Annotated in this window: 10 protein-coding genes; all 10 read right to left on the bottom strand. The window is 37.9% G+C overall.

Annotated features, from left to right (window positions below; all coding sequences use genetic code 11):
* On the bottom strand, nucleotides 1-775 hold a 775-nt coding region (locus tag V7183_RS01435), incomplete at its 3' end, for a M23 family metallopeptidase (RefSeq protein WP_097963178.1).
* A 160-nt stretch (nucleotides 776-935) separates the two neighbouring features.
* Nucleotides 936-1,643 carry an ABC transporter permease gene (locus V7183_RS01430; protein WP_097899217.1) on the bottom strand — a complete coding sequence of 236 codons (708 nt, stop codon included), beginning with the start codon at nucleotides 1,641-1,643 and terminating at the stop codon, nucleotides 936-938.
* Nucleotides 1,643-2,485 (bottom strand): ABC transporter ATP-binding protein, encoded by an 843-nt coding sequence (locus V7183_RS01425; RefSeq protein ID WP_335358472.1) that lies wholly within the window; start codon nucleotides 2,483-2,485, stop codon nucleotides 1,643-1,645. Before V7183_RS01425 ends, V7183_RS01430 begins: the two co-directional genes overlap by 1 nt.
* Before the next feature lie 178 nt (nucleotides 2,486-2,663).
* Nucleotides 2,664-3,671 carry a LytTR family transcriptional regulator DNA-binding domain-containing protein gene (locus tag V7183_RS01420; RefSeq protein ID WP_335358471.1) on the bottom strand — a complete coding sequence of 336 codons (1,008 nt, stop codon included), beginning with the start codon at nucleotides 3,669-3,671 and terminating at the stop codon, nucleotides 2,664-2,666.
* Between the two features lie 389 nt (nucleotides 3,672-4,060).
* Entirely contained in the window at nucleotides 4,061-5,674 is a 1,614-nt protein-coding gene (locus tag V7183_RS01415; RefSeq protein WP_098198161.1) for a long-chain fatty acid--CoA ligase, read from the bottom strand.
* A 138-nt stretch (nucleotides 5,675-5,812) separates the two neighbouring features.
* Entirely contained in the window at nucleotides 5,813-6,826 is a 1,014-nt protein-coding gene (gene spoIID / locus V7183_RS01410) for a stage II sporulation protein D (protein ID WP_097899221.1), read from the bottom strand.
* 233 nt (nucleotides 6,827-7,059) lie between these two features.
* A complete protein-coding gene (gene murA, locus V7183_RS01405) occupies nucleotides 7,060-8,364 on the bottom strand; it encodes a UDP-N-acetylglucosamine 1-carboxyvinyltransferase (protein WP_097899222.1) in 1,305 nt (434 codons plus the stop codon).
* 39 nt (nucleotides 8,365-8,403) lie between these two features.
* Nucleotides 8,404-9,117 (bottom strand): YwmB family TATA-box binding protein, encoded by a 714-nt coding sequence (locus V7183_RS01400; RefSeq protein ID WP_097899223.1) that lies wholly within the window; start codon nucleotides 9,115-9,117, stop codon nucleotides 8,404-8,406.
* 45 nt (nucleotides 9,118-9,162) lie between these two features.
* On the bottom strand, nucleotides 9,163-9,399 hold the full coding sequence (locus V7183_RS01395) for a DUF1146 family protein (RefSeq protein ID WP_003202077.1): 237 nt from the start codon (nucleotides 9,397-9,399) through the stop codon (nucleotides 9,163-9,165).
* A 218-nt stretch (nucleotides 9,400-9,617) separates the two neighbouring features.
* Nucleotides 9,618-11,132: an NADH-quinone oxidoreductase subunit NuoN gene (gene nuoN, locus V7183_RS01390; protein ID WP_276308064.1), complete on the bottom strand. Its 1,515-nt coding sequence runs from the start codon at nucleotides 11,130-11,132 to the stop codon at nucleotides 9,618-9,620.
* Nucleotides 11,133-11,139 lie beyond the last annotated feature (7 nt).

Here is an 11,139-nt window from a genome sequence, read left to right as displayed (position 1 = left end):
GCCCTTTTTCTTCAGGCTTACTATTTGTGGATTTATCTTCTTTTTTCTGCTTGTCATCAGTTTTGTTTGCAGATCCATTTGTTGCTTTCGCCGCACTTGCATCTGCTTTAATTTCTGTTACTGATTTATTTAAGTAACGCTCTGGGTTTACGGCCACATTATCTTTACGTACTTCAAAGTGAACATGAGAACCTGCTTCTTTATTCATTGCACTTAGACCGGATTTACCTAATACTTCACCTTGTGCAACCTTTGCACCTTTTTCTACTTTTACACTGCCTAAGCTTTGATAAGATGTTGCAAGACCATTGCCACTATCCACTGTAATAACATAACCAAGTAATGAATCTTTTTCCGCTTTTGTTACTGTACCACTTAAAGCAGCTGTAACATCGAACTCTTTCCCGTTTTTCGCAGCAATATCGATTCCTTTATTTGGAGAATATGTGTTGTTATAAAAGACAAGTGCTTGTTCTTGCTCCTTCTCCGGTGCTCCATCCTCATAAAACTTCTTCTGTACAACAACTTCTGCATTCGCTGCAGCTGGCATCTTCACAACTTCTGAAGACTTCGTTACTGGAATTCCTGGATCTTCCGTTTGTGTATACGGCGTTGCTTGATCTTGGTTAGGCGCTTTCTTCGGATTAGCTGCCTGGAACCATAGAGCAACAGATAAGATTACCGCTGCACAAGCAATGTATAGTGCCGGGAACACCCATCTTCTTTGAAATAAATGAACTACTTTTCGCGACTTTTTATTATTCCTTCCTCGCATTCTATCATCACCTCAGCAATCATTTTGAACAATATTCATTCATCCTATACAACCTATAATTAATTACTTTTCGACAAAATCCGTAAAAATATGTATATAAAACGAAAAATTTCCGAGGAAATGATGAAAAAAGAAAAAACTGAGCGCTTTGGCTCAGTTTTTAGTCTATTTGTTTCTTTCTATACACGAAGAGAGTAATAGCAAGTACTACAACTAACCAGATTGTTATGTTCAATAAATTACTAGTAATTGCACTAAAACCTTCTCCTTTTATTACACTACTAACTGCAATACCGATATGACGAGTCGGTAAATACTCAACTGTTTTTGTAACAACTTCATTCTTCACATACATTCCTATAAAATCACCAAGAAGAAATACCATTAATATCGGCAATCCAATTGTTGACGTTTGAGGTACATTTTGAGCAAGTAATCCAATACAAGTACCAATAAGGTTAAATAGTAACATTCCAAGGACAAAGATAAGTAGTAATAATGCAATATTGCCTTCTAGCTTTCCTAAAATAAGTAGATTAATAAAACAAATTGCAATTGTAATCATACCCGTTAATGAACTTTTACCAATCAATACTTCGATAGACGAAGCTGGCGATAACATAAGAACGCGAAGCGTACTTCTTTCTTTTTCTTCAGCAATGAGCATCGCTTGTATAAACCCACCAACAAAAACTAATGTCATCGTAATTAACATACTTGCCCCGACTTCTCGAAAATTATCTGACCGACTAAATAGTATTGCAAAGAAGATTGGCATTGCCATCATAATTAAAGTTTGCGAATTTGTTTTAAAATCCTGTACCTCTTTCCGAAAAATAGCTGAAAATCGTCTCATTGAAAATGTCATTATAATCCCCTCCCAGTAACTTCAATAAAGATATCGCCTAAAGTTGGCTCGTAAGAATGAATCGACAGTAATTCGCCTTTTTTCATCCATTCTGAAATACGTTTTGCGCCTAATTCATCTTTTTGTACAGTTTCTTTTTGCTTATCTTTTAACACGACTTCAATTTTGTCTTTTGCATATTGTAAACGGAGATTTTCTGGTGTATCGAGCGCTACAATTTCCCCTCCATATAAGAAGGCAATGCGATTGCAAAGCGTTTCTGCTTCGTCCATATTGTGCGTTGTTAAGAAAATAGTGGTTCCCTCTTTATTTAAGTCTTTTAAGATTTTATGAATGTTTTGGACGTTTACTGGATCAAGTGCTGATGTTGGTTCATCTAAGAAGAGGATATCTGGTTTATGCAGGATTGCCCTTGCTAACGTTACGCGCTGCTTCATCCCTTTTGATAATTTCTTTACTGGTGTTTTTTTATCTTCTAATAAGTTCACTTGTGATAGCACTTCATCAATTCGTTCTTTTTTACAATCGTATAAGTCGCAAAATAATAGTAAGTTATCATAAATACTGAGTCTTTCATATAGGCCGCTGTTATCTGTTAAAATACCAATTCGTTTATAATCGATGCTGCTTGGACCAGTAATATCTTTCCCTAGCACTCTCACTGTTCCAGAACTATGAAGTAATTGGGAAGTTAACATTTTTACTGTCGTTGTTTTCCCCGATCCACTCGGCCCAAGAAATCCGAAAATCTCTCCTTGCTTCACCTCAATATTTACATTTCGAAGTGCTGTTTTTTCATTAAAGCTTTTCATTACATCCTTCATTTCAATTGCCAATGTCATTTCGTCATCCCCTTTGTTTTTCTTTTATAGATGAAATCGCTTCAGCGACTTTCGTTTGTTTGTTTCGCTTTTCTTGACTCAATCATATGAAAAACAAAGGGATTACGCAGTAAAATACCGGTAAAAGGAGTATTTTTACCGGTGAATGAATCCTATTTTTAGCTCAATGGAGCATTATTTATAGTCCAATTACACCTTTTAATTCATCCATTCTCCCTTTAGAAAGTGGAATGGAACTTTTTCGTTCATCATCTAAAATTAAACTAAAACTATTACGAGTCCAAGTAATCACTTCTCGTACACGCTGCAAATTCACAAGATAAGAACGATGACATCTGAAGAATCCGAAACCTTTTAATCTCTCTTCTAATTCACTTAATGTTAAAGCACATACAAAATCACCTTCGTGAAGATGAATATACGTCGTTCCATTTTGTGTTTCAATGAAATGAATTTCCATTGGGTCAAGCAAAATGATTTTGTCATTCACTTTCGCTGGTATTCTTTCGAGCTTCATTTGTGGAATCATTTGAACAATTTTTTCTTCATCAATCTCTTCAGCTTCGTCCTGCTCAATTTCCACCTTTTTCACGCCATCTTGATTCAATATATACACATCTTCTGTTACAGAAAGTGCATCCGATAAGAAAGATGATGTAATAAAGATGGCCTTCCCTTGTTCTTTCATCTTCATAATCGCTTTTCGAATGATAATTGTACTTTCTATATCTACATTTTGTTCTGGCTCTTCGAAAATAATTAAATCCGGATTATGAATCATGACCCGGCCAATATGAAGACGGCGTTTTTCAGAAAAAGATAGTTTCTCTATTTTGACATTCAATTTGTCTAGTAAACCAACATACTGGACAACTTCCTCTATGCTAATAGTTGAGTCATACAATCCGGCCAAAAAGACGAAATATTCTTTCACTTTTAAGCGATCGTACGCTTCATCTTTTAAAAAACAAAAACCAATGCGCGAATACACTCTCTTTCCAATTACTTCTCCCTCAAATAAAATACTCCCTGTAGAAGCCTCTTCCTCACCGATTATAATACGGTGCAAAACCTTAGCGACATGATTATTACATTGCAGTACAACACATTGTCCCTTTTCAATCTCCAGCTCAATCGCCGGTAACTGATTCGTCTTCCCCAATTGTTTTAGCTCCAATAACGCCATCCTTTTTCCTCCAGATATTTTTTATTTCATTATACCAAACAATTAATGGAAATTATGATGTTTATGGTTCATCACCAAAAGACATGGTTGACATATAGATAGATGTACACTCCACTCCGAGTGGACGCTTTCCGCGGGCGAGAGCGAGCCTCCTCGGCAAGCCTGCGGGGTCTCACTTTCCTCGCTATTCCCGCAGGAGTCGCCACTCTCCGTTCCTTGTATGAAAAATGATTCTTTTTCAAAAAATCAACCCCATGTTACGGTGATGAACCATGTTTATCCCTAAATTAAAAAGGAGCTAATTTGAATTAGCTCCTTTTTGTCGAATAGTCGATAAGCGATGCCGAAACGCTAATATATTCGAAAGCGAGTGACACACAAAACGATTATTACTGCTTCACCATATAAGTCTTGAGCTGATCACGAAGCGCTCTTTTTAAGAATTTTCCGACGGATGTTTTCGGGATTTCCTCAACAAATAAAATGTCATCTGGCATCCACCATTTTGGGAACTGCGCTTCTAATAAAGCATACAGCTCTTCTTGGTCTACTCCTTGTCCTTCTTTTAACACAACACAAGCGACAGGACGCTCTTGCCATTTTTCATGCGGAACCGCAACGACAGATGCCTCTAGTACTTTGTCATGTGCCATTAAGGCGTTTTCTAAATCGACGGAGGAAATCCACTCACCACCGCTTTTAATTAAGTCTTTCGTACGATCAGCGATTTTAATAAACCCTTCCGGATCAACTGTTACAATATCCCCTGTATGCAGCCAGCCATCCTTCATGGAATCTTCTGTGCGTTCATCGTTATAATAACTGCCAGCAATCCATGGACCGCGAAGACAAAGTTCTCCCATTTCTTCACCGTCCCACTTAATCTCACCTTCTTGGCCAACTACTTTCATTTCAAGGCCCGGAAGTAAATATCCTTGGCGGGAGCGTAAATCATAATATTCTTCTTTCGGTAAATCATGCTGATATGATTTTGGACAGTTAATGACAACAGCTGGACTTGTTTCTGTCATTCCATATATTTGCCGGAAAGCAATTTCATATTTTTCTTCATAAGTACGAACCATACTTCTCGGTGCCGCTGATCCGCCCGACCATATTGTCCGAACACTGCTAATATCGTACGGATACTTTTCAAGCTCCTGTAATAAGCCAATCCAGATTGTCGGTACGCCAGCAGTAATCGTTACTTTCTCACGTTCAATAAGCTGCGCTAAAATTTCCGGAGTAAAGTGTGGTCCTGGTAAAACAAGCTTTGTACCAAACCATGTACTGGCAAATGGAAGCCCCCATGCGTTAACATGGAACATCGGAACAACAGGCATACATGTGTCTACTTCCGATATATTTCCGCCATCTACAAGGCCGAGCGCATAGCTATGAAGGGCAATACTACGATGTGTGTACACAACGCCTTTCGGTTTTCCTGTCGTTGCGGAAGTGTAGCACATCCCTGCAGGTTCTTTTTCATCTAAATTCGTGATAAATGGAAATGTTTCGTCGCCTTCTTCAAGTAGTTTGTCATAATGATATGCTGGTGATAGTGTTGTGTGAGGTAGTTCGTGATCATCCGTCATAATAATAAATGCTTTCACGTGAGGTAGTTCATGTTGAATGCTTTCTAATACAGGCACCATGTCTTCATCAACAAAAATAATTTTGTCTTCAGCATGGTTAATAATATAAGAAATATGATCCGCAGAGAGCCTAAGGTTAATCGTATGTAACACTGCACCGATTCCTGGAATCGCAAAGTACGCTTCCAAATGACGGTGGTGGTTCCAAGCAATTGTCCCAACCTTATCCCCTGTTTCAATTCCCATTTTATTTAATACACTAGCAAGCCGCCTTGTCCGCTTCGCAATCTCTCCGTATGTTAATGTTTGAATACGCGATGCAGTCCGTGAGACAACTTCCTTTTTCGAAAAATACTTCTCCGCCCGTTCCATCATTGCGGGAATGAGAAGTGGTACGTCCATCATCATCATCCATGCCCCCTGTTATTATTTTATATATACTCATACAACTGTATTATAACATAGTGCAACTAGACAAAAACTGGCAACCTTTCTTTTGTTTTCTACAAAAAATGACAAAAAATAGGTGTCAGGATATCCTGACACCTATTTCTTCGCCATTAACTTTCCTTCATAATCGTTTAGCGTTTTAATTTCGATGCCTTTATAGTAATAAGCAACAATATCTGTGTACCCTTTTCCTTCTTTCGCCATTCCATTCGCACCATACTGACTCATGCCAACGCCATGACCAAAACCTTTCGTTGTGATGATTATGTTGCTCCCTTGTTGTTTCCATGCAAAGTCAGAAGAACGTAAAGCTAGTTTTTCTCGCACTTCTTTTCCCGTTAACGTTTTTCCTTGAAACTCTACATCTTTGACCCGTTTTCCTTCTGTACGTTCTTTAATAGTACCGACTTTTCCATTCGTAAGTACCTTTACACCAAGACGTTTTTGAAAATCATCTACAGTAAAGGTTTGCTCACTTGTAAATTTCGGGGAAGCTTGATCCCAGTGACTATCTACACTCTTTAAATAAGGATAGTCGTTCCCCCAATAATCAGCAGCATTTTCTGTATAGCCATTGCTTGTTGAGAAGAATGACGCTGTAATGGGACTACCGTCATAAGTTAAAACTTGTCCGGCTGTTTTGGACACAGCTTCTTCAATCTTCTTCAAATTTTTCTCATAATCCTTACCCCATGTCTTCTGTAACTCTTCTTTACTTTTGTACACTTGATCATTAACCGTATCTGTCACATCCGCATTATTTTTCTTAGTGCCGCTTAGCATGCGCTGTACAATAAATGTCCTCGCTGCTAATGCCTGCGCTTTCAATGCCTCCACTTCAAAGCTAGCATTCATCTCAGAAGCTACTACACCTGTAACATACTCTTCTAGCGGCATCGTTTCTACCTTCTTTTGAGCATTACGATACACAGTAACTTGGACAGCAGTATTTGCCTTCTCAGGAGCTGGCACATTTTGTACGACTGGAGGATTTTTAGACGGCTGGCTTACTTTCGCTTTCGTAAACGGAATGACAAGTACGGCTGGTATAATGATGACGAGCGCTATTAAGAGCGCTATTGTAATGAAAAGCGGCTTTGAAATTTTCATCTTTTTCCCCCGATATAAAATTAGACTCATTTCATTCTTATGGAGCATTTGAGACTTTTAGAACATACTCAGGGGAACTTCTTCTGTGAAAACAACCTACATCAAAACCTCTTTGTAAACAAAAAATTTTCTAAATATTTCAACGAGACATGCATAAGTCTAAGATTTATTGACTATAACAGTAATAATTAAAAAAATAGCCCCTATGTCAAAAGACATAGAGACTATTTCAATTACGCATGAAGATCAGAAATTTGTTGTTCTTTCACTTCTTCTACTTTTTCGTTTACACGTTCAATAGTTGCACCTAATGCAGCTAATTTCTTATGGAAGTTTACATATCCACGATCAAGATGTTTTAATTCTGTTACACGAGTGTAACCCTCTGATACTAAACCAGCTAGGATTAATGCCGCTGCAGCACGTAAGTCAGTTGCTGCTACTTCTGCCCCTTGCAAGTTGTTAGGTCCATTCATAATAACGGAACGGCCTTCAATTTTAATATCAGCATTCATACGGCGGAATTCTTCAACATGCATAAAGCGGTTTTCAAATACCGTTTCTGTAATCATGCTTGTTCCGTCAGCATGTAATAATAATGCCATCATTTGTGATTGCATATCTGTTGGGAATCCTGGATGAGGCATTGTTTTAATATCAACGGCTTTTAATTTACTTGGGCCGATAACACGTACACCTTCATTTTCCTCAATAATTTGAACACCCATTTCTTCCATTTTCGCTGTAATAGAGCGTAAATGTTCTGGTACAGCATTTTCAATTAAGATATTTCCACCAGTAATTGCCGCTGCAACCATAAATGTTCCTGCTTCAATACGGTCAGGAATAATAGAATGGTTTGCACCATATAATTTATCAACGCCTTCAATACGAATCGTTCCAGTTCCAGCTCCGCGTACTTTCGCTCCCATTGCATTTAAGAAGTTTGCTAAGTCAACGATTTCTGGCTCTTTTGCTGCGTTTTCAAGTATTGTTGTCCCTTTTGCTAATGTAGCAGCAGACATAATATTTTCTGTTGCACCTACGCTTGGGAAATCTAAGTAAATTTTCGCACCTTGTAATTGTCCGTCTACATACGCCTCAACAAATCCATTACCAACTTTTACTTTTGCTCCCATTGCTTCGAAGCCTTTTAAATGTTGATCAATTGGACGTGAACCAATTGCACATCCACCAGGAAGTGCAATGCGAGCACGACCGTTACGTGCTAATAATGGCCCCATTACTTGAACAGACGCACGCATTTTACGTACATATTCAAATGGTGCTTCAATATTTAATTCCTTTGAAGCATCAATTGTTACTTGGTTATTTTCAAATACGACTTCAGCATTTAAATGACGTAATACCTCATTGATTGTGTATACATCAGACAAAACTGGTACCTCAGATAGTACATTCTTTCCATCACTCGCTAATAGGGCTGCAGCGATTATAGGTAATACAGCATTTTTTGCGCCCTCAACACGCACTGTGCCGTTCAACCGCTTTCCGCCACGGACGATGATCTTTTCCAATTTATTCCCCTCCGTGTCCTTTTTTCAATATCTATTCATTCAATACTCAGAAGTTATGATCGGTGTGCCAACCACAATTGTATCTTTGTTGTCTGTAGAACGTATTGCTATTTGCACATTCATTTTCTCTCTATTTGTTGAAAGAGCGTCATTCCACTTTTTATTATATGCCGAGACTGACACAAATGCTCTTTCTTCTATCTTTTCGATCGCTCTTGCTGAAAGATCTTTCAAAACCTGATTGGTTTTATTTTGCAAAACACCTTCAATCTTATCATTCAGTACACCCTGAACACAAGTGTAAATTATAGGTTTTGTACTAAAAATTGTATCCATTTCTCGAATGTTCTTAGGGTCCCATTTTGCCCCGCTTACCTCATAGATAATGAAAGTGTTTTCTTTAGTATTTTCCTTACTCCAAGTGACTACTATTCGTTCTTCATGAGAAGAAAATTTTTTGTATGCTGTTGCTTTATATCCATCGTGAGACTGTTCCAATTCCCACTTTTGAATATTTGTTTTTTCTTTCACATCGTTTAACAATTTTTGAAACGTATGTATATTAGAAATGGTTTTGGTTTCTCGTGCTAGCCATGACCATCGCTCCACTTTTGCGCCATTTTTTTCAAGAGCTGCGATCATGCTCTCCATCTTCTCTTCATCAGTTATGGGTTTTATCTCTTTATATCCCACTAAGAATACGACAATGCTTACGACAACAATAAGAATTGTTTGGAACCTTTTCAATTTCATCCCCTCCTATCCCCATTGTTCACGGAGATATGAGGTTCTATACACTTACTTTACTAAATACGTTAAACTCTTCGAATAGCCTAAATAATCAAGAAAAAAATTACTGACAGACGTTCCAATTGCAATCGTTACAAGAATAAGTAGAATCCTTGTTTGCAATACCTTTCCAGATTTCATCAGGCGCTCGATATGAATCCCTTGTAAGGCCCACCATGTAATGGTAATAAACAATAGATGCGAAACAATTGCAATCAGTGCTTGTTGCCCTAAAAGTTGTGCCAAAAAACCGACCCCTTTTGTTTAGCTTTCCACCACCTAGGATGTATAACGATCCCATATGAATGAAAACCACACTTTTTCCCGCTCGGACAGGCAATACGAAATCATCCTCACACTTTCATATAATGAGAAGAGATTACACAATACCTATCAGCGTTCCTTCTTGCGTCATTACGCACAATAAAAAGCGTAGAGTGACCACCCTACACTTTTTATTTTAACTATTGTACCACGTTCCCTGTAAAGAAGAAATCTTTCATTAAAGGAAAATATTCATAAAAGAAATTGTAACCAATTGCCGGTAAAATCCCTAGTATTACGATTGAAATTGCACAAAAACTAATCACGATTTTTAAATTAATTGGCAGATGTATCTTCTCATCCTCATTCCCTGTCCGGAAAAACATTTGCTGTAAAATACGGAAATAATACACAAATGATATGACCGTTGTGCCCATCATGACAGATGCCAATATATAATGAGATGGTTCTACAATAAACGCTCCCAAGAAAATATTTACCTTTCCAATAAAACCAGCCGTCCCTGGAATACCAGCCAAGGATAAAATAAAGATTGTCATCATCACGGCAATAGATGGTGAGCGTTTGTACAAACCTGAGAAAATCGTTACACTTTCCTTTCCACTTTGTAAGATTAATCCATGAATCACTGCAAATGCTCCTATGTTCATCAACATGTACGCGAGTATATAAAACCACATGCTGTCCATCGTAAACGGCGATAGTGCTGCAAGCGGAACAAGTAAATACCCAGCATGCGCTATGCCTGAATAAGCAAATAAACGCTTCACATTGTATTGTTTTAACGCCACTATATTACCGATAATCATTGTAATACCAGCTAAGACTGCAATATATACACTCATATGACTAAACAAGGATTGTTCCTTTCCCTCAATCGTTATACTAGAAAACGTCATAAGGAACAAACGAATAATCATAATAAAGCCAGCGATTTTGGAGATTGTTCCGAGAAAGGCAGTGACAGGTGTCGCTGCTCCTTCATATACATCCGGTGCCCACATATGAAATGGTACCGTTGCAATTTTAAATGATAAACCAACAAGCAATAACAAGAATGAGAGTGCTAACAAAAGCTGAATACCTCCGGCCACACCTTGCGTAAGTATACGCTGCATATCAACTATATTGGTTGATCCGGTAATGCCATATAAATAACTCATTCCAAAGAGCGTAATAGCCGTTCCAATTCCTCCATTAATCACGTACTTCATTGCCGCTTCATTTGAAGCACAATTTCTCTTCCGAATTCCTACTAAAATGTAAGAAGAAAGTGACAGTAGCTCTAAACCGATAAAGAGGGTAATAAAATCGATGCTGGATGCCATAAACATTGCGCCAAGAAGTGTCATTAAAAATAGGTAATAATACTCCCCTTTATCTTGAATAGGTTCCTTTCTATCATCGCTTATCGCCATACATAAGATGAGAATCGCACTAAGTAATAATAATGTTTTAAATCCTTTTGAAAATCCATCTAATACAAACGAACCATTTAAAATGGTGTCAGCTGGTTCACTGTAAAGCATAATCAATGCGATTAATGATAAGATGACGGCGCCAATTGCTCCAAATGCTAAGTACTTACGGTTCAGCTTACAAAACAAATCAAGAAGAGAGAGAAGGATGGCCGCCAAAAGAACGATGAACTCTGGCACCATTAAATGCCAAGGCAAACTAAGCAATGTATTCATATCCATC

The sequence above is a fragment of the Bacillus sp. JJ1127 genome, assembly GCF_036965845.1.
Lineage (GTDB): Bacteria > Bacillota > Bacilli > Bacillales > Bacillaceae_G > Bacillus_A.
This window is presented reverse-complemented; position numbering and strand designations above follow the sequence as displayed.

Excerpts from the sequence above, each read along its gene's own strand:
- V7183_RS01430 (WP_097899217.1), bottom strand. The coding sequence starts at position 1,643 with ATGACATTTTCAATGAGACGATTTTCAGCTATTTTTCGGAAAGAGGTA.
- V7183_RS01400 (WP_097899223.1), bottom strand. The coding sequence starts at position 9,117 with ATGAAATTGAAAAGGTTCCAAACAATTCTTATTGTTGTCGTAAGCATT.
- V7183_RS01425 (WP_335358472.1), bottom strand. The coding sequence starts at position 2,485 with ATGACATTGGCAATTGAAATGAAGGATGTAATGAAAAGCTTTAATGAA.
- V7183_RS01420 (WP_335358471.1), bottom strand. The coding sequence starts at position 3,671 with ATGGCGTTATTGGAGCTAAAACAATTGGGGAAGACGAATCAGTTACCG.
- V7183_RS01415 (WP_098198161.1), bottom strand. The coding sequence starts at position 5,674 with ATGATGATGGACGTACCACTTCTCATTCCCGCAATGATGGAACGGGCG.
- spoIID (WP_097899221.1), bottom strand. The coding sequence starts at position 6,826 with ATGAAAATTTCAAAGCCGCTTTTCATTACAATAGCGCTCTTAATAGCG.
- nuoN (WP_276308064.1), bottom strand. The coding sequence starts at position 11,132 with ATGAATACATTGCTTAGTTTGCCTTGGCATTTAATGGTGCCAGAGTTC.